We start from the raw sequence: 18392 nt of genomic DNA on the forward strand, positions 1-18392 counted from the left end.
GACTCGCACCACGTGTGATACGCTCTCTCGCGGACGGGGCGAGAGAGGAGCTTGTCATGGCAATCGAACAGATGGCGAAGGACTTCACCCAAGCGGTCGCAGAAGAGCGCACCAACGACTACCAAGCCTATTGGGCCGACGACATCGTCAGCCTCGAACCCACTGAAGGACCGATGTCGCGCGTCGAGGGGCGCGAGGCGCTGTTGCAGAAGCATGCCTGGTGGAACGAGAATGCCGAGGTCCATTCGAGCAGTACCGACGGCCCCTATGTCTTCGGCGACCAGTTCGCAGTGAATTACGAGATGGACGTCACTCTCGATGGCGAGCGCAGCCAGATGAAGGAAGTCGGCCTCTACACGGTGAAGGACGGGAAAATCGCCGAGGAACGATTTCTCTACGGTCAGCAATAGGCTGCGCGTCCGAAAGAGGATTGGCCGAGAGCGTTTCCCCAGACATGGACCGCATGGACCACGGTCCTGGCGCAAAAATCATCCTCACCGAATGCGATAGAACGTAGCCACTCGATCGAGTGCCAGCCTCAGCACCAGCTTGCCACTGCGCACGGGCCATTCGAGTGCCTTCTCGGCTGCCGGAATTGCCTCGCCCGCGCAGGCGACACGCCAGAGAATGTCGGACAGGCCCGGGCCCACCTCGGCCATGGCACCATCGAAACGGTTCTTGGCCGCGATCTGGCGTTCCGTTGACGTAAGGCCATGGTCGCGGGCTCCCCCATCCACACGGACCGGGTCCCAGCGCATGGTCACCGACGGTGCGAGCTGCGCGCGTTCGTAATCTGCCCGCAGCCGCTCGCCCGCATCGAGTTGTCGGTCGGTCAGATGCCCGCGTGCGTGCAGCCAGCCGAGCGGGCTCTCGGCGAGATTGATCGTTACGCTACGGCGTCTGTCGCGCGCGTCGGCGCCGCGACGCGGGCCTTCTTCGGTGAGCTCGCGTTCGACCAAATGGCGGTGGGGCATGGGCATCTCCCTGGCTGGCTGGACGATTTCCCTTGCCTCTGTGCGGTTCATGTAGGAAAGTGATAAAACCAAATCGGTTATTTGGGGGGCGACCGATGATCAACCGCATCCGCGACATCCGCAAGCAGAAGGGCATGACACTGGCCGATCTGGCCGCCGCGTGCGATCCGCCGACGACCCCTCAAACCGTCGGTCGGCTCGAGACGGGCATGCGCAACCTCTCGCTCAACTGGATGGAACGGATCGCCGCCGCGCTCGATGTCGATGCCGAGAAGCTCGTGCGCAGCGAGCACACCGAACCGCCTCAGGTCGTCGCGAGGCTGGCCAAGGACGGACCCGAAGCGTTCTCCGCGCCGCGCGACGCGATCCTCGCTACAGACCTCGGCGGCGACGGCGCACTGATGGTTCTCGAAATCGACTATCCGCACGGCGAATACCGCCCGGGCGACCTGTTGTGGCTGCGCCAGCTCGATCCGGCCGATGCCGCCCGCGCGATCAATCGCGACGTCCTTGTTCCGAAGAAAGGCGGCCGCTTCGCCTTCGGGCGGCTGATCGACCGGCAGGGCAGCCTTGTCGGCCTGCTGCCGCCGGGACATGGCCAAAAGCAGCAGGTGGTGGACAATCCGCCGTGGATCGCGCTGGCCGAAATGCTGGTGCGTCCGCTGTGAGTGCGGTCAAGACTCGCCGCGTGCTGTCGCTTTCGACGCTGTTTCCCAATACCGCCCACCCGCGCTTCGGTATCTTCGTCGCCAGGTCGCTCGAAGCGCTGCAGCGCGACACGCATTGGGACGTCACGCTGATCAATCCGATCGGCCTGCCGCCGCTGGCGCTGGGGCGCTACAAGATGCTCGCAGGCGCGGCACGAAATGGCCGCGAATTCGGCTTCGACGTTCACCGTCCGATCTTTCGCCTGCTGCCCAAGGTCGGGGGCCGGCTCAACCCCAGGCTGATCGCGCGCGCCGTCCTGCCGCTCGCCCGCCGCCTCCACGCCGGGCGCCCCTTCGACCTCGTCGACGCGCAATTCTTCTACCCGGATGGCCCTGCCGCGATGATGATCGCGCGCGAACTCGGCCTGCCCTTCTCGGTCAAGGCGCGCGGAGCGGACATCCATTACTGGGGCGCGCGGGGATACGGTCGCGAAGCGCTGATCGAGACCGCCCGCGAAGCGGCAGGTGTCCTGGCAGTGTGCGAGGCCCTCGCCGACGACATGGCCACGCTCGGCATGGATCGCGACCGGATCGGAATCCACTACACCGGACTCGACCGCGACCTGTTCCGCCCGCTGGACCATAACGGGCTGCGCGCGCGTCTTGCGGAAAGATTTTCGATCCCGATCGCGCGTGACGATCTGCTGCTGGTTACGGTCGGCGCGCTGATCGAGCGCAAGGGCCAGGCTTATGTCGTTAAGTCGCTCGCCGATCTTCCCAAGGGACGACTGCTGCTCGTCGGCAAGGGCGAGGACGAGCCAAGCCTGCGCGCGCTGGCGAAAGAGTTGGGGGTTGCCGGTCGCGTCCACTTCCTCGGCAGTCTCGATCCCTCGATGTTGCCGCCGATCCTGTCGGCCGCCGATGCCATGGTGCTGCCTTCGGCCAGCGAAGGGCTCGCCAACGCCTGGATCGAGTCGCTCGCCTGCGGCACGCCGATCGTCATCACCGATGCGGGCGGCGCCCGCGAAGTGGTGACCTCGCCCGAAGCAGGGGTAATCGTGGCACGCAATTGCCGAGCCATTCGCGAGGGGATCGAAGCGGTCACCGCCCGCCCCCACTCGCCCGAAGCGGTGGCGGAGACGGTCGAGGCCTTCAGCTGGGAAGCGAACGGGGCAGCGCTGGCCGCCCATTACGACGAGATAGTGTGAGATTGCGCGGGGTGCGGTCAGGACCTCCGTCCTGCCCTTACGGCACCGGCCGCAAGGGAAGCGCCAAGCGCTTCCCCCGCACCAATCAGACGAGCCCGCGGGCCTTCTTTTCCTGCTGGTCGGCCACGGATTCGGTGGGCACGAAGCTGTCGCTCGTCACACCCAGCCAGACGAGGAACGGCGCGGCCATGTAGACCGAACTGTAGGTCCCGACGAACAGGCCCAGCGTGATCCCCGCGACCATGCCGAACAGGCTGGCCGGACCGAAGAACAGCAGCGGGACCAGCGCAATGAGAAGCGTCAGCGAGGTCATGACCGTACGCGCCAGAGTCTCGTTGACCGACAGGTCGAGCAGTTCGGGCAGCGGCATCTTGCGGAACTTCTTCAGGTTCTCGCGGATGCGGTCGTAGACCACGATCGTATCGTTCAGCGAATAGCCGATGATCGCCAGAATCGCGGCGATGATCTGCAGGCTGAACTCCATCTGGAACAGCGAGAACATGCCCAGCGTCAGGCTGACGTCGTGGAACAGCGCAAAGAGCGCACCGACGCCGAACTGCCATTCGAAGCGGATCCAGATATAGAGCGCGATCGCCCCCATCGCCGCCAGCAGGGCGTAAAGAGCGGTCTCGCGAAACTCGCCCGACACCTTACCCGAAACGTTGTCGTTGCCGTCGAGGCGAAAGTCCGAATAGTCGGACTTGAGCGTATCGACGATCTCGTTGGCGGCGGCCTGCGCGGCCTCCTTGTCCGAAGAAACCTCGTCGGGCAGTCGCACGCGGATCGATACCTGGTTGTCCTCGCCGAAGCGCTGCACCACCGGATCGCCGTAACCGAGCGTCGCGACCTTCTCGCGCAGTTCGCCCACCGGCGCCTCGACGCTCTGGGTGAAGGTCGCGCGCACTTCGAGGCCGCCGGCGAAATCGACGCCGTAATTGAGCCCCTTGGTGAACACCAGCGCCCAGCTCGCCGCAATCAGCAGGATGCTGACGGCAAAGAAGGGCACGCGCCATTTGAGGAATTTGATATTGGTATCGTCGGGGACGAGCTTGAGCAGTTTCATGGGTCCCGCCTCCTTACAGCACGATGTCTTTGGGCTTGGCCTTGCGCAGCCAGTCGGCAACCCACATGCGGGTCAGCGTGACGGCGGTGAACACCGAAGTGAACAGGCCGATCACCAGGACCACGGCAAAACCGCGCACCGGACCGCTGCCGAACAGGAACAGCAGCACGCCGGCGATGAAGTTGGTGACATTGGCATCGTAGATCGCGCGGCTGGCTTCCTTGTAGCCGGTTTCCACCGCGGCGACGACACGCCGCCCGCGCTTGCGTTCCTCGCGGATGCGCTCGTTGATCAGGACGTTGGCGTCGACCGCCGCGCCGATTGTCAGCACGAAGCCGGCGATACCGGGCAGCGTCAACGTGGTGTTGAGGAAGGCCATGACGCCGAGCAGCATCAGCACGTTGAACACCAGCGCCACCGTCGCATAGACGCCGAAGCGCCCGTAGGTGGCGATCATCAGCAGCACCACCAGCAGCGAACCGATGGCCATGGCAATCATTCCCTGGCGGATCGAATCGGCGCCGAGGTCTGGCCCGACGGTGCGTTCCTCGATCACCGCGAGGTCGACCGGAAGCGCGCCCGAGCGCAGCGAGATCGCCAGCTGGTTGGCGGTGTCGACCGAGAAGCCACCCGAAATCTGCGCCGTGCCGCCGCGGATCGGTTCGTTGATGTTGGGCGCGGAGAGCACCTTGCCGTCGAGGATGATGGCGAAGGGCTTGCCGACGTTCTCGGTGGTCAGCTTGGCGAAGCGGCGCCCGCCATCGCTGTCGAACTGGATGTTCACCACCGGCTCGTTGGTCTGCGGGTCGAAGCTCTGCTGCGCGCCGGTAAGATTGTCGCCGCGAATCCCGCCCAGCCGGCGCACCGCCACCGAAGTACCGGCGTAGTCCGACGTTTCGGCATAGGGGAAGATTTCCGATCCCGGCGGGGCGAGGCCCTGCTGCACGTCACTCGGCAATGCCTGCTGGTCGACGAGCTTGAATTCGAGCTTGGCGGTCTGGCCGAGCAGCGCCTTGAGCTGGTCCGGGTCCTGCAAGCCGGGCACCTGGACGACGATGCGGGTCTCGCCCTGGCGGATGATGGTCGGCTCGCGCGTGCCCAGTTCGTCGATACGCTTGCGCACCACTTCGGTGGCGCTTTCCATCGCATCGCTTACCGCCTGGTCGATCCCCTCCCGCGTGGGGGTAAGGATCATGCGATTGCCATCCTCGACAGTCAGGTTCCACTCGCGCACCAGGCCGGTGCCGTTGATCGAGGGCAGCAGCAGTTCGCGCGCGCGATCGATCTCGCTCGGATCATCGAGCACGAAGCTCAGCCGCCCTCCGCGCGTCGAGACGTCGCCGATGCGGATACGCGGTTCCGCGCGGCGCATCGTGTTGCGCACGTTTTCTTCCATGTTCTCGAGCCGCTGCGCCGCGACCTGCGAGGAATCGGCCTCGAGCAGGATGTGGCTACCCCCGGCAAGGTCGAGACCGAGGTTGACCATCGGATCGGGCAAGGCGTCGGGCCAGCGCATGCTGGTCGCCGAAAGCAACGAAGGCAGCGCGGCGAGACAGCACAGCGCCGTCACCAGCCACAGCCATGCCTTACGCCAGGTGGGGAAATCGAGCATGGAAGATGGCGTCCCTGATTAATCGTTGGCGGCAGGCGTGCTGCGCGAGGACAGCACTTCGCCGATGGTGCTGCGCACCGCCTTGACGGTCATGCCCTTGGCAAGCTCGACATGGACGAAATGCTCTTCGACCTTGGTGATCTTGCCGACGAGACCGCCGGCGGTGACCACCTCGTCGCCCTTGGCGAGCCCGGCGACGCGTTCGCGGTGCTGCTTCTGCTGGCGCATCTGCGGACGCAGGATGAGGAACCACAGGATCAGCAGCATGCCCAGCGGCAGGACCCAGCCGGTCCAGGCGGGAGGCTCGGCTGCGGCGCTGCCAGCGGCGGCGAGGAGATCGATCATCGATGGAATTCCTGTCGGGAAATTTGTGTTCTGTCGGGCCCGCAGGTGGGTGGCGCACGGCGCCCGTTCAAGCGGTCCGCGCGCTCCTTCCTGCGAAAGTGCGGCGCGGTTAGCAGCAATGCGGGAGCGGGGCAACGAATTGCCTGCGAAGGGTGCTTGCCATGCACAGGCGCGCGCCCTATAGGGCCGCCTCCACTGGTTTCGGGATGTAGCGCAGCCTGGTAGCGCACCATACTGGGGGTGTGGGGGTCGCTGGTTCGAATCCAGTCATCCCGACCAGTGGTATTCCTCGCAATTCGACGGACCCTGGAGCGCGACGCAGCGCGCCTGCTTTCCTACACGAACCGATATGGTTAGGTGATTCGGCTTCGCAAACCGGAGACGCCCCATGCCGCTCCTCGAATCGCTCATTTCCCCCATCGCTTCGATCATCGACAAGGTGATCCCCGACAAGCAGGCGCGCGCGAGGGCCAAGCTCGAACTGCTCGCGCTCGAGGGCACGCAGGAACTGAAACAGATCGAGGCGCGCCTGTCGGCGATCGTCGCCGAGGCGCAGAGCCGCGATCCCTGGACCAGCCGCGCGCGACCGAGCTTTCTCTATGTCATGTACGCGCTGATCCTGTTCAGCGTGCCGATGGGCGTTATCGCCGCCTTCGACCCCACCGCCGCGCGCGCCATCGGCGAAGGCATGACCCGCTATCTCTCCGCCCTGCCCGAAGCGCTCTACGCGCTGTTCGGCACCGGTTACCTCGGCTACACCGCCGCCCGCCAGTGGGGGAAGGTCAAGGGCGTGGACTAGGCAGCGGCAGATCAGCTGCTGGGCGGGTCGCGTAATCCGCTCTCCCGCGCAAATGCCCTATTTCGCCGTCCCGATCGCCAGCAGGTTGCCCTGGTTGATGATCAGGGAGGGGGATCGGAGAGCCGCCGGGTCGTCGATGGGATTGGCATCGTAAGCGACCAGGCTGGCCTCCATCCCCTCTTCGAAGCGCCCGATCTTGCGATCGGGGAACAGTAAGCGCGGCGTATCTGTCACCGCCAGCCTGATAAGTTCCGTAGTCGGAACGACACCCAGTGCGTGGAGATAGAGCATTTCGTCGACTGCGGTTCCAGCAAACTGGTCGCTTCCTATGGCCAGCCTGACGCCTGCGTCATGCAATCGCCGCAAGTTGTCGATCTGGACCGACTTGAGTGCATCGGCATGCTCGGGTTTTGCCTGCAGGAAGTAACGGGCAACACCAGCAGTCGTCATCACTACCGTTCCATGCTTGGCGGCTTCAGCGATCGTGGCATCGGAAATTCGGTAATCGTCGGGCTGCATATCCCCGGCGAAGCGATAGCCGGGAAGATGGCCGATGATGTCCGCGCCTGCCATGACGGCAACTTCGAAATCGGCGGCACTATCCGTATGCACGACAACGCGAGCTCCATCGCGATGCGCCCGTTCGACCAGCGGTGCGATCAGGCTCGGGTCAAGTCCGTTGAAGCCGAACAGCGCCGGATTGCGGCGATTTTCTGCGAAGTTCTCGGAATTCACGAGGATGAGCTTGACCAGGTCCGGCCCCTGTTCCGAGATGCTACCCCAAACCCGTTCGATATCCTCGAGCGTATCGACGACCGTCCACCCGGCACGGAGGTCGTCCGGGTCGGCGTCGGGCTGGTCCCTCATGACAAGGCCCAGGGGATGACCGTCCGACGACGAAATGCAGGCTCCGGTAAAGGTCACGTCGAGCGTCGCAGGCCGATTCAGCAAATCCCTGAATCCCGCCACGGAGGACGGGCTGGCACACATCTGGCCCGAGTAGAATACGCCGGAACCCAGGTTCTTGTCGATCGAACGAGAGGCAGACCAGATGTTCTGCGCGTCGTGATTGTGGGCGTCGGCCAGCGGCGGCAGGACAAAGCGACCCTCGAGGTTGACGGTTGCGTCGATTCGCTCAGGCTCACTCTCGGTAAAACGTCCGTTCACCACGTACCAATCGGCTCCCACGAATTTTTGGCCATCGAACCACATTCCCCCTTCGAGCTTCAGAGTGGGAGCGATGATGCCGCCTTCGCCCGTTGCTGCAGCCGGAGAAAAGGCAAGCGACAAGGAGAAGGAGAGAGCGGTTAGCGCGCGCGCCAGAAGGGTCATGTATCGGTCTCATGAGGAGTGCTGGGCGCGCTCCACTGCGAGAAAAATCACCGATAGACAAGGACTTCGCCGACGCCCGCCGGATCGTATCGGCGGTTCGCAGATTAGCGGATACGAAGCGCCCCCAAGGGACGCGCTATCACGCATCATCGAGGGGGTCCGCGCTTCTCTAGCAGCTCGGACTGGCGGGCCTAGGGCTGTCGGGCGACCTTCTTCTTCCTAGTTGCGGCAACCACCGCTAACCACGTCGCATGACCGACACCGTCTTCGTCCTCAATGGCCCCAACCTCAACCTGCTCGGCACGCGCGAGCCGGGGATCTACGGCACCGGCACGCTCGCCGACATCGAGGCGATGCTGCAGGGCAAGGCCCGCGAACTGGGCTTGGCGATCGATTTCCGCCAGACAAATCACGAAGGCGTGCTGGTCGACTGGCTGCACGAGGCGCGCGCAGCCGGAGCGAAAGCGGTGCTGCTCAATGCGGCGGCCTATACGCACACCTCAATCGCGTTGCTCGACGCCATCAAGGCGATCGAACTGCCGGTTATCGAGGTCCACCTGTCCGACCCGGCAACGCGCGAACCTTTCCGCCATGTCTCCTATGTCGGCTTGGGCGCGGTGGCCGAGGTCAAGGGCCTGGGCGCGCGCGGCTATGCCGTAGCGTTGGAGAAAGCAGCCGCGCTTTAAAACGCGCCCCGCCCCCTTGCCCTATCGTCCCGCGCGGAGCATAGGCGGGCCAAACAACACACAAGGGGTTCCATGGCCGACCAAAAGGGCAGCGCCGGCAAGTCCGGCATGAACGTCGATACCGCTCTCGTACGCGAGCTCGCCGAAATGCTGGGCGAGACCGGGCTTGTCGAGATCGAGGTCGAGGATGGCGATCGGAAGATTCGGGTTTCGCGCGGCGGCGGCGTGGCAATGGCCGCGGCGCCCGCGCCGATGCCGGCTCCGGCAGGACCTGCACCCGCTGCGGCCGCGCCTGCACCTGAAAGCGCTGCAAGTGCCGATGTCGCCGGCGCGATCAAGTCGCCCATGGTCGGCACCGTCTATCTCGCCCCCGAACCGGGAGCGGCCGATTTCGTGAAGGTCGGCGACAGCGTCAAGGAAGGCCAGACGCTGCTGATCGTCGAGGCGATGAAGGTGATGAACCCGATCACCGCCGACAAGGCCGGGACGGTCAAGGCGATCCTCGTCGAGAACGCCCAGCCGGTCGAATTCGACCAGCCGCTCGTCGTCGTCGGATAATTTCCATGACGATTTCGCGCATATTGATCGCCAATCGCGGCGAAATCGCGCTGCGCATCCACCGCGCGGCGCATGAGATGGGCATCGAGACCGTCGCGGTGCACTCGACCGCCGACGCCGATGCCATGCACGTTCGCCTGGCCGACCATGCCGTGTGCATTGGCCCCCCGCCCGCGACCGACAGCTACCTCAACATCGCCAACATCATCTCGGCGGCCGAAGTCAGCCATGCCGACGCGATTCATCCCGGCTACGGTTTCCTCTCGGAAAACGCCAAGTTCGCCGAAATCGTCGAGGCGCACGACATCAAGTGGATCGGCCCCAAGCCCGAGCATATCCGCACGATGGGTGACAAAGTGCAGGCGAAGAAGACCGCAGGCGAACTGGGCCTCCCCCTCGTCCCCGGCAGCGACGGCGCGGTGAGCGAGATCGGCGAAGCGCGCGAAATCGCAGCCAAGATCGGGTACCCCGTGATCATCAAGGCCGCCAGCGGCGGCGGCGGCCGCGGGATGAAGGTCTGCGAAAGCGAGGATCAACTCGAAAGCCTGATGAAGCAGGCCGGCAGCGAGGCGAAGGCCGCATTCGGCGATGCCACCGTCTATATCGAGAAATACCTCGGCGATCCGCGCCACATCGAATTCCAGGTCTTCGGCGACGGCAATGGCAATGCCATCCACCTGGGCGAGCGCGACTGTTCGCTCCAGCGTCGCCATCAGAAGGTCCTCGAGGAAGCGCCCTCGCCCGTGCTCGGCGAGGAAGACCGCATGCGCATGGGCGAAGTCTGCGCCCAAGCGATGCGCGACATGGGCTATCGCGGTGCAGGCACGATCGAGTTCCTGTGGGAAAACGGCGAATTCTACTTCATCGAGATGAACACCCGCCTGCAGGTCGAACACCCGGTGACCGAAGCGATCACCGGCGTCGACCTGGTGCGCGAGCAGATCCGCATCGCGGCGGGCCACCCGCTATCGGTCAAGCAGGACGAGATCGAGTTCAAGGGCCATGCGATCGAATGCCGCATCAACGCCGAAGACCCGTGGACCTTCGCCCCCTCGCCCGGCGAAGTGACCTATTACCACGCCGCCGGCGGCATGCATGTGCGCGTCGATAGCGGGCTCTACGCGGGCTATCGCATCCCGCCCTATTACGATTCCATGATCGCCAAGCTGATCGTTTACGGCCGCACCCGCGAAGGCTGCATGATGCGGCTGAAGCGCGCGCTCGAGGAAATGGTCGTCGAAGGCGTCAAGACGAGCATTCCTCTGCACCAGGAATTGCTCCAGCAGGACGATGTGAAGAGCGGGCAGTACTCGATCAAATGGCTCGAGGAATGGCTCAAGACGCGCGAGGGATGAGTCGCTTCCAATCTAGGGACCCGGAGCCGCCGTCGCCCCCTATGTCATCGGAAATAGCGGGGATTGCCCGACCGTAACTTGGCCGGGCAATCTTTGCTGGAATGTGAATCCGCAGACCCACATTCCTTTCAGAGCAACTGGCTCAGATCCTGACGCTGGCTGCCGGCGAACTGATTGACATAGGCGGCGATGAGCTGTGTGACATCCACGCGGTCCGCTTCACCTTGCGATCTGGCAACCGGAGCCGCGCTCACCCCCGCCTGCCGCGCAACGGCCACGCGATCGGTAATTGCCGTGTCGCTGACCGTCGGCCGGGCGGCGGGTGATGCCGCCGAAGTGGCCTCGCCACGAGCGGTAGGCGAATAGGTCGCGGGCTCCTGCGCCCCTTGCGAGGGTTGGTAGACGACGCCTGGCTCGCTCGATGACGACGAAGGTGCCGGTTCAGACGACTGAGAACTTGAACTGGCTTGCGAGGCCGGTTCCGGCTCCGATACTGCTTGCTGCTCGCTGGTCGAATTGGCGGCTTGGTTATTCGACGACGCAGGCGAAGGTTTGGGCGTCAGCGGGGACGCAACACCCGTGATTGATAAACTCATACATTTCTTCCTGTAGTGGCTGCGACCGCCCGCGCCCTTACGAGTCAGAGTGTTAAGCAACGAAAGCGGCACGCAGTGTAAGGATTGCCACCGCATATATATGTGTTTTTACGTGGACCCGGACGATCCCACTCGAGTGCGTGCTGCACCCTACCTCGCTAGTCGAAGCTGAACCCTGCCGCCTTCGCCTCGGCGATCGCCTCCTCGCCCGTTTGGCGCGGGTGGTCGCCTTTGAGGCGGCACCAGTCCGCGCCCTCGTCGACGAAGATTTCCTTTTCGATTGTGAGGCCCGCCGCATTGTCGAAGATGCCGGCTGAGAAGCTGCGGTTACCGGTGGGCTTGAAATGCCACCAGATGTTCGTGCCGCAGTGCGAGCAGAAGGCGCGTTCGCCCCAGTCGCTCGAGGCGTAGGCGGTGATCGACTCTTCCCCGCCGATGGTGAAATCTTCGCCCGTAAGCGCCGCATAGAACGCGCCGCCCCAGCGGCGGCACATGGCGCACTGGCAGATTTCGACCTCGGATTTGGGATTGTCGAGCGTGACCGTGACCGCGCCGCACAGGCAGTGGCCGGTCATCGCCGCGCTCATAGCGGGACGCCGGGCTCGTGCTTGCTGGTGCGGATCGTCAGCGAGGTTTTCACGCTTTCCACATTGGGCGCCGGCGTCAGCTTGCTGGTGAGAAATTCCTGGAAGCTCTGCAGGTCCCTGCTGACGATCTTGATGATGAAATCGATCTCGCCATTGAGCATGTGGACTTCGCGCACTTCGGGTAGGTCCTTCATCGCCGCCTCGAATTCACGCAGCGCATCCTCGGCCTGGCTCTTCAGGCTGACCATCGCGAAGACCGTGATCGAAAAGCCCAGCTTCGACGGGTCGAGCTCGGCATGATACCCCCTGATGACACCCTCTTCCTCGAGCGCGCGGACGCGGCGCAGGCACGGCGGCGCGGTCAACCCCACCCGATGGGCAAGCTCGACATTGGTGATTCGCCCCTCCGTCTGGAGTTCACCCAGCAATCGCCGGTCGATTTCGTCGAGATTGGCCATACTCACTGCCTCTGCTACCCTTGCGCCACTGGCGGGGCATCGCGAAACTTCCACGAAATGTTGACAACGCGATGCAGCCGTCTTGGCTAACATTATTAGCTTTGCCAGCAATTGTCCCGCTTTGCAACGCAGCAGAGTGGCTCATTGGCGGTAAATGGCCGGGTAACTATATCCATTGTCGCCCGGCCAATGCCGCGCTGTCATGGCGAATTCCACGACCCGCCGCCCCCAATCCGGAGACCGAATGCATTTCGACGACCGCCTTGCCACCGTGCTGCGCCTCCGCGCCGCTGGCGAGCGTGCGGCGAAAACGCAGTTCCGCCAGCTGCTCGACCTGCTCGGCGAGCGACCGCAAGCGGGCGATCCGGCACTCAAGGCGGCCGCCTACCTCCGGCTGATCGCGCTGGCCGAGGTCATCCCTGTGGCCGAGCGCGCGGCGATCGTCGGCGAAAACGGCTGGCGCTTCCGCAACCCCGAACTCGTACGCTGGTTCGGCGAGGCGCATCCGACGATTGCCGGTGCAGCACTCTATCGTGCGCAGCTGACCGGCGAGGAATGGGCAGAACTGATCCCCCGCCTGCCGATCCGCGCGCGCGGCTTCCTGCGTCACCGCCGCGATCTGCCGGACGCTGCAATGCAGGTGCTCGACCGGCTTGGCGTCGCCGACCGCGCCCTGCCGATGCCCGCCCGCAGCATGCGAGAACCCCTCGCCACGAGCGAGGACGACGTACCGACCGCACCCGACCCGATCGCGCCGCTCGTCCTGCGCCCCGCGCCGGAAGAGATTGCCGCCGAGGCGCCCGAGCAGACGGGCGCGATAGCCGAAACGGAAACCCCCAAGAAAAGCTTGCAGCAACCGGCAGCGCCATCGAAGGCGGCGCCGCCGGTCGGCAATTCCGGGGGCAAGTCCGAGGATATCCGCGCGCTGGTCGAACGGATCGAAACCTTCCGCAAGGCCCGCAGCGCCTCGCAAGACGACGAAGCGCCGACCCTTCCGATGGCGGGCCTCGACGAAATCGCGCCGCGCAAGCCTCTGGCGGCGTTCAATTTCGGCACCGGGTCGGAGGGCCGGATCGACTGGGCCGAGCCGGAAATTGCTCCGATGGTGGTCGGCATCGACCTCGCACAGCAGCGCGAGGCGGACCGGCCGGGCGAGGATTTCGCCACCGCTTTCGCCAATCGCCAGCCGGTCCGCGGCGTTGCCCTATCGCTGCGCGGGGCTGAGGCGATCGAAGGCGACTGGATCGTCGATGCGGCGCCGCGCTTCACCCGCGGCGAAGGCCGCTTCTTCGGTTATGTCGGGCGCTTCCGCCGCGCGGTGGCGCCGGTGGACGATCGGGCGCAGCGCGGGGCCGACCGCCTGCGCCAGCTGCTGCATGAGCTGCGCACACCGGTCAATGCGATGCAGGGCTATGCTGAGGTCATCCAGCAACAGGTCTTTGGCCCGACCCCGCATGAGTACCGCGCTCTGGCGGCCTCGATCGCTGGCGATTCGGCGCGCATCCTTGCCGGATTCGACGAACTCGACCGGCTGGCGCGGCTCGAAACCGGGGCGCTCGACCTTGATCCGGGGGAAAGCGATTTCGTCGCCATCGTGCGCGGACAGATCGCCCAGTTGCAGACCGTTCTCGGGCCGCGCGTCGCCCGCTTCGAAGCGCGGATTGCCGATCGCGCCGCACCGCTGGCACTCGCCCGCCACGAGGCCGAGATGCTCGGCTGGCGCATTCTCGCGACGCTCGCAGGGGCGACCGGCGCCGGCGAAACCGTGCCCCTGAGCCTCTCGCTGGCGGACGAGCAGGTCGCGCTGCGCATCGATTTGCCCGCCCAGCTTGCCGGGAGCGAGGACATTTTCGCCTCCGACATCCGCTCGGCCGGCAGCACGCTCAGCTCGGGTATTTTCGGGGCCGGCTTCTCGCTCCGCCTCGCTCGCGCCGAGGCGCGCGCGGCCGGCGGTGAATTGGCCCGCGAAGACAATGTGCTGGTGCTGAGCCTGCCGCTCTTGACCGGCGCCGAGGCGCTGCCTAGCCCTGCCGATGCGCCCGATCGCGCGGCCGGCTAGGACATTTCGACAATCATCTACGCCAACCTCCTCCATCCCCCACACGCTTCGCAGACCGCCCGGTTTGCCGAAGGGTTCGGCCAGCGCGTCCTGCTGACGGTCGACACCGAGGAGGAATTCGACTGGAACGCCCCCTTCAGCGCCGATGGCTACGGCCTCAGCCACGTCCGCGCGATCGCCGGCTTCCAGGAATTCTGCGAGGGGATCGGCGTCTCGCCGGTCTATCTGGTCGACTGGCCGATCGCCAACGACCCGCTGGCGCGGGAAATCATCGGTGATGCAGTGCGTGCCGGCAAGGCCGAGGTCGGCGTGCAGCTGCACCCCTGGGTAAACCCGCCGCATCACGAGGAAGTGAACACATACAACAGCTTCGCCGGCAATCTGAGGGAAGAACTCGAAGCATCGAAATTCCGTCGGTTGCGCGATGTGATCGAGAAAGGCTTCGGCACTGCGCCGCGCATCTATCGTGCCGGTCGCTATGGCCTCGGCCCGCAGACCGCCCGATTGCTGAGCGAACACGGTATCGCGATCGATAGCTCGGTGCGCGCACGCTACGATTATTCGGAAGGGCACGGGCCCGATTACAGCCGCCATCCGGTGGCGCCGTATTGGACCGACCCGGAACGCAAGCTGCTCGAATTGCCGCTAACCACCGTATTCTGGGGCCTGCTGCGCAAGCAAGGACACCGGCTGTTCCCGTTTACCGCGAAGTTTCCCCTGCTCGGCGGGCTGCTGTCGCGGCTTGGCCTGCTCGAACGGATCGGCCTCACGCCCGAGGGGGTCAGCCAGGACGAGGCACTGCGCGCGATCGACATTGCGCTCGACGACCGCCTGCCGGTGCTGGTGCTGAGCTTCCACAGCCCCTCGCTCGCCGCGGGTTTCACCCCCTACGTGCGCGGCGAAGATGATCTCGATGCGCTCTACGACTGGCTGCGCACGGTGTTCGGCTATCTCTCCAGCCGCGGGGTGCGTCCGACCACGATCGAGGAAATCATGGCATCGGTCGACGCCTAGTGCTTGCAAGCCCCGAGCACCGGGGCTAGGCGCGCTGTTCCGCATGGCGTGGCTGGGGGCCTGTAGCTCAGTTGGTTAGAGCTGGCCGCTCATAACGGCTAGGTCGCGGGTTCGAGTCCTGCCGGGCCCACCAAGCCTGGCGTCTTGCGGGAAACACGGTCGGGGAGTGGCGCAGCCTGGTAGCGCACTTGTTTTGGGTACAAGGGGTCGCTGGTTCGAATCCAGTCTCCCCGACCAGTTTCCGCTAGACAGAACCGTTCGGGGGACAGTTTTGCGCGAAAACCCCCGGGCGATAGCGAAGGGCCGACCGATCACGCGCTCACCCACCATCGACACCCGGCTGATCTGGGCCATCGCCTTGCCCGCCATGGTCACCAACGTGGCCACCGCACTCATCGGGATCGGTGACATGTGGATCGTCGGCCAGCTGGGCGATGCGCCGACACAGGGCGCGGTCGATGTCGGCGCAAAGCTATTCGCGGCGCTGTTCACGGTGATGAACTTCCTCAAGACCGGCACCACCGGCCTCGTCGCGCAGGCGGGTACGCGTCACGGGTCGCAGGCCCAGGCCGAGGTGCTGCTCAAGGGCCTGGCAGTCGGGCTGACGATCGCGGCGGTGCTGCTCCTGTTCAAGCCGGTCCTGTTGCCGCTGCTGCTCGACGCGCTGGGTGCGGACGCACGCGTGCGCACGGCGGCGGTCATCTATGCCGATATCCGCTATTGGAGCGCGCCGGCCGTGTTGGCCAATTTCGCGCTGGTAGGCTTCCTCGTCGGTCGGCGCCGGATGCGCACGGTGCTGGCGATCGAAGTGGCCTATAACCTACTCAACGTCGCGCTCGGCCTGTGGCTCGCACTCGGCCTCGATTGGGGCATCGCCGGCATCGCCTGGTCGAGCTTCGTCGCCGAATTCGCCAAGTTCGCGGTCACCGCGGCCCTGGTCCTGCGCATCGCGGGGGACGATTTCCGCATGGCGCTGCGCAAGGGACCGGGGGTCACCCTGCGTGCGCTGGGTTCCTTCCTTGGAGTCAATCGCGATCTCTTCCTACGCACCGTGGTCCTGATGATCGCGATCGCCGCGCTGACGCGGCTGGGGGCAGAACGTGGGCCGGTGGTACTGGCAGCCAATGGAATCGTGTACCAGCTCTTCATTCTTTCCGCGCTCCTGCTCGACGGTTTCGAGAATGCCGCGCAGGTGCTCAATGGCGAACGCGCGGGAGCCGCCGACCGGGACGGTTTTCGCGCTTATGTCGGGGCCATCCTGTGGCGCTGCCTCGGCCTTGCCGGCCTCGTCGCGCTGGTCTTTGCACTGTTCGGCGCGACGGTGACCGACAGCTTTGCCGCGACGCCCGAAGTGGCGGCGGAGGCACGCCGGCTGGGACCGTGGATCGCTGCCCTGCCTTTGGCGGGATTTGCCGGTTTCGTCCTCGACGGCGTTTTCGTGGGGGCGAGCTGGACGCGCGCACTGCTGGTGTCGATGGCCGGCGCGGCAGCGGGCTACGGCCTGCTCCTGTGGCTGACCTGGCCGCTCGGCAACGACGGGTTGTGGGTCAGCTTCTGCGCTTTCTTGCTGTTGCGCGCAGGATTTCAGCTGGCGCTGATGCCGGGTCTGCTGCGGCGGTCCTTCGCCTAGGCGATGGCCTCGCGCTGCGCGCCCTGTTCATCTGCCTCGACCTTGATCGGGGTGACAATACCGCGCTGCTTCTCGCGGTCGCCCACGGTGCGATTGCGCCCCGCATCCTTGGCCCGATAGAGCGCGCTGTCGGTGCGCGCGAAGAGCTTGCCATAGCCTTCGCCCTCGCCGCGCCCGGCGACACCGAAGCTGGCAGTCAGGCGATGATCTTCGAGCAGGCCCTCGACCGGCGCCTCGGCGAAGTTGCGGCGGATGCGCTCGGCCATGGTCACCGCGGCCTCCTCGTCGCAGTTCCAGGCGAGAATGCAAAATTCCTCGCCGCCGATGCGGCCTGCAATGTCGGTTTCGCGGATCGTTCCCCGGATCACTTCGCCGAAACGGGCGATGGCATGGTCGCCGATCTGGTGACCCCACACGTCGTTGACCGCCTTGAAATGGTCGATATCGGCCACGACAAGTGCGACGGGCAGATATTCCTGTTTCGCCTTCTCGAGCAGTTCGACGACATCCTGTTCGAATGCGCGCCGCGTGCGCAGGCCGGTCAATCCGTCGATTTCGGCCTGTTCGCGGACGGCCTTGATCTGGTCGTAGACGCAGGCCCCCACCAGCACCATCGCGGACATCAGCGAAACCAGCGCCAGCGACAAGTTGAGGACCGAGTAATAGACCGACTCGCGATAGATATCGGCGGCGATCGAGCGTTCGACGAGCAGCGTCAGCACCGGACGGATCATGAACTGCGCGCCAAGGATGGCATGCGTCACGATGATCAGCTTGTCGATCGCTTCGCGTCGCTGGGCGCCGAGCAGCGACATAATGCACACGAGATACATCGAGCCGTAGCCGACATTGACGATGATCAGCCGCGAGGCGATGTCGGGCGAAGTCACCACCGCCACGGCGAGCGTAGTCGCCGCAAGGCCGTAGATGGTGAGCAACACACCCAAATAGGGCGGCTGACCCGCCCGGCGTGTCAGGCCCCACACCCCCGCCGCCACGCTCAACGTGTAGAAAAACTGCGTTACATGAAAGACATAGGGCGAGCCCGTATCGAACAGATGGGTCACGCCGAAACCGAGCGCGAAGAACAGATAGGCTGCGGCGAAGGCGAGGACGTAATTCTCCATCTTCCCGCGCCACCACATCACGACGAAGACCGCGATAAACACGATCGACATCGTCGGCGTGATCAGCCCCATAATCTGTTCGCGCATGGACTGCCCCCGCCCTTCCTACCCATGACTTGAACCCGGTCGGTTAAGACTTGGTGTAGGTGATTACCCCAGTGCCCGGCGCCATCGAGTTTCGCGGTCCGATTGTCCAGCCTTTGTTGTAGGATTGCGACAATTCTTACGCCTCGCGAGGGCGGGATATGGCTGGCTGCGCCCGCGCCATGCTTGCCCCGCGCGGTCGGTGCGACTATCTGCGCCGCAGACCCTTGCGGGCGCCCTGCCCGACCAACCCATTTC

The 18392-nt window shown here is 65.0% G+C and carries 19 protein-coding genes and 3 tRNA genes; 13 read left to right on the plus strand and 9 right to left on the minus strand.

The window, feature by feature from the left end; all coding sequences use genetic code 11:
* Positions 1–56 precede the first annotated feature (56 nt).
* Positions 57–410, plus strand: a complete 354-nt coding sequence (locus tag ACEQZ0_RS04995) for a SnoaL-like domain-containing protein (RefSeq protein WP_370188979.1) — start codon at positions 57–59, stop codon at positions 408–410.
* A gap of 84 nt (positions 411–494) precedes the next feature.
* Here ACEQZ0_RS04995 and ACEQZ0_RS05000 read toward each other — a convergent pair whose 3' ends face one another.
* A complete protein-coding gene (locus tag ACEQZ0_RS05000; RefSeq protein WP_370188980.1) occupies positions 495–980 on the minus strand; it encodes a DUF6456 domain-containing protein in 486 nt (161 codons plus the stop codon).
* Positions 981–1069: 89 nt separating this feature from the next.
* Between ACEQZ0_RS05000 and ACEQZ0_RS05005 the strand changes: the two genes are divergently transcribed.
* Both ACEQZ0_RS05005 and ACEQZ0_RS05010 read left to right on the plus strand, forming a co-directional pair.
* Positions 1070–1642: a helix-turn-helix domain-containing protein gene (locus ACEQZ0_RS05005; protein ID WP_370188982.1), complete on the plus strand. Its 573-nt coding sequence runs from the start codon at positions 1070–1072 to the stop codon at positions 1640–1642.
* Positions 1639–2829 (plus strand): glycosyltransferase, encoded by a 1191-nt coding sequence (locus ACEQZ0_RS05010; protein ID WP_370188984.1) that lies wholly within the window; start codon positions 1639–1641, stop codon positions 2827–2829. Before ACEQZ0_RS05005 ends, ACEQZ0_RS05010 begins: the two co-directional genes overlap by 4 nt.
* An 85-nt stretch (positions 2830–2914) precedes the next feature.
* Here the strand turns inward: ACEQZ0_RS05010 and secF are convergent, their stop codons facing one another.
* From secF to yajC, 3 genes are read right to left on the minus strand one after another with little or no spacing between them, the layout of a single operon-like run.
* Complete coding sequence (gene secF, locus ACEQZ0_RS05015) at positions 2915–3892, minus strand: protein translocase subunit SecF (RefSeq protein WP_370188986.1); 978 nt, start codon at positions 3890–3892, stop codon at positions 2915–2917.
* Positions 3893–3905: 13 nt separating this feature from the next.
* Positions 3906–5504: a protein translocase subunit SecD gene (gene secD, locus ACEQZ0_RS05020; protein WP_370188988.1), complete on the minus strand. Its 1599-nt coding sequence runs from the start codon at positions 5502–5504 to the stop codon at positions 3906–3908.
* A gap of 18 nt (positions 5505–5522) precedes the next feature.
* Positions 5523–5849, minus strand: coding sequence for a preprotein translocase subunit YajC (gene yajC, locus ACEQZ0_RS05025; protein WP_370188990.1), 327 nt, complete (start codon positions 5847–5849; stop codon positions 5523–5525).
* A 202-nt stretch (positions 5850–6051) separates the two neighbouring features.
* Between yajC and ACEQZ0_RS05030 the strand changes: the two genes are divergently transcribed.
* Both ACEQZ0_RS05030 and ACEQZ0_RS05035 read left to right on the plus strand, forming a co-directional pair.
* Positions 6052–6128 (plus strand) — tRNA-Pro (locus tag ACEQZ0_RS05030).
* Between the two features lie 109 nt (positions 6129–6237).
* Positions 6238–6648, plus strand: coding sequence for a holin family protein (locus ACEQZ0_RS05035; RefSeq protein WP_370188991.1), 411 nt, complete (start codon positions 6238–6240; stop codon positions 6646–6648).
* A 57-nt stretch (positions 6649–6705) separates the two neighbouring features.
* Here the strand turns inward: ACEQZ0_RS05035 and ACEQZ0_RS05040 are convergent, their stop codons facing one another.
* Entirely contained in the window at positions 6706–7980 is a 1275-nt protein-coding gene (locus ACEQZ0_RS05040) for an amidohydrolase family protein (protein ID WP_370188993.1), read from the minus strand.
* A gap of 251 nt (positions 7981–8231) precedes the next feature.
* On the opposite strand from ACEQZ0_RS05040, the gene ACEQZ0_RS05045 reads away from it, so the two are divergent.
* The 3 genes from ACEQZ0_RS05045 (at position 8232) to accC (ending at position 10579) form a co-directional block, all read left to right on the plus strand.
* On the plus strand, positions 8232–8666 hold the full coding sequence (locus ACEQZ0_RS05045; protein ID WP_370188995.1) for a type II 3-dehydroquinate dehydratase: 435 nt from the start codon (positions 8232–8234) through the stop codon (positions 8664–8666).
* Positions 8667–8738: 72 nt separating this feature from the next.
* Positions 8739–9224, plus strand: a complete 486-nt coding sequence (gene accB / locus ACEQZ0_RS05050; RefSeq protein ID WP_370188997.1) for an acetyl-CoA carboxylase biotin carboxyl carrier protein — start codon at positions 8739–8741, stop codon at positions 9222–9224.
* A gap of 5 nt (positions 9225–9229) precedes the next feature.
* Positions 9230–10579 carry an acetyl-CoA carboxylase biotin carboxylase subunit gene (accC, locus tag ACEQZ0_RS05055; protein ID WP_370188999.1) on the plus strand — a complete coding sequence of 450 codons (1350 nt, stop codon included), beginning with the start codon at positions 9230–9232 and terminating at the stop codon, positions 10577–10579.
* A gap of 128 nt (positions 10580–10707) precedes the next feature.
* Here the strand turns inward: accC and ACEQZ0_RS05060 are convergent, their stop codons facing one another.
* The 3 genes from ACEQZ0_RS05060 to ACEQZ0_RS05070 form a co-directional block, all read right to left on the minus strand.
* Positions 10708–11175 carry a hypothetical protein gene (locus tag ACEQZ0_RS05060; RefSeq protein WP_370189001.1) on the minus strand — a complete coding sequence of 156 codons (468 nt, stop codon included), beginning with the start codon at positions 11173–11175 and terminating at the stop codon, positions 10708–10710.
* A gap of 158 nt (positions 11176–11333) precedes the next feature.
* A complete protein-coding gene (locus ACEQZ0_RS05065; protein WP_370189002.1) occupies positions 11334–11750 on the minus strand; it encodes a GFA family protein in 417 nt (138 codons plus the stop codon).
* Between the two features lie 8 nt (positions 11751–11758).
* Entirely contained in the window at positions 11759–12220 is a 462-nt protein-coding gene (locus tag ACEQZ0_RS05070; protein WP_370189004.1) for an Lrp/AsnC family transcriptional regulator, read from the minus strand.
* A gap of 244 nt (positions 12221–12464) precedes the next feature.
* Between ACEQZ0_RS05070 and ACEQZ0_RS05075 the strand changes: the two genes are divergently transcribed.
* The 5 genes from ACEQZ0_RS05075 (at position 12465) to ACEQZ0_RS05095 (ending at position 16923) form a co-directional block, all read left to right on the plus strand.
* Positions 12465–14279: a sensor histidine kinase gene (locus tag ACEQZ0_RS05075; RefSeq protein WP_370189006.1), complete on the plus strand. Its 1815-nt coding sequence runs from the start codon at positions 12465–12467 to the stop codon at positions 14277–14279.
* A 282-nt stretch (positions 14280–14561) separates the two neighbouring features.
* Complete coding sequence (locus tag ACEQZ0_RS05080; RefSeq protein WP_370189008.1) at positions 14562–15293, plus strand: WalW protein; 732 nt, start codon at positions 14562–14564, stop codon at positions 15291–15293.
* A 56-nt stretch (positions 15294–15349) separates the two neighbouring features.
* Positions 15350–15426 (plus strand) — tRNA-Ile (locus ACEQZ0_RS05085).
* A 27-nt stretch (positions 15427–15453) separates the two neighbouring features.
* Positions 15454–15530, plus strand: a tRNA-Pro gene (locus ACEQZ0_RS05090).
* Positions 15531–15564: 34 nt separating this feature from the next.
* Positions 15565–16923 carry an MATE family efflux transporter gene (locus ACEQZ0_RS05095; protein ID WP_370189010.1) on the plus strand — a complete coding sequence of 453 codons (1359 nt, stop codon included), beginning with the start codon at positions 15565–15567 and terminating at the stop codon, positions 16921–16923.
* Here the strand turns inward: ACEQZ0_RS05095 and ACEQZ0_RS05100 are convergent.
* Complete coding sequence (locus ACEQZ0_RS05100; protein ID WP_370189012.1) at positions 16920–18137, minus strand: GGDEF domain-containing protein; 1218 nt, start codon at positions 18135–18137, stop codon at positions 16920–16922. The two genes, ACEQZ0_RS05095 and ACEQZ0_RS05100, sit on opposite strands and share 4 nt — an antisense overlap.
* Positions 18138–18392 lie beyond the last annotated feature (255 nt).

The sequence above is a fragment of the Qipengyuania sp. genome, assembly GCF_964227205.1.
Taxonomy (GTDB): domain Bacteria; phylum Pseudomonadota; class Alphaproteobacteria; order Sphingomonadales; family Sphingomonadaceae; genus Qipengyuania.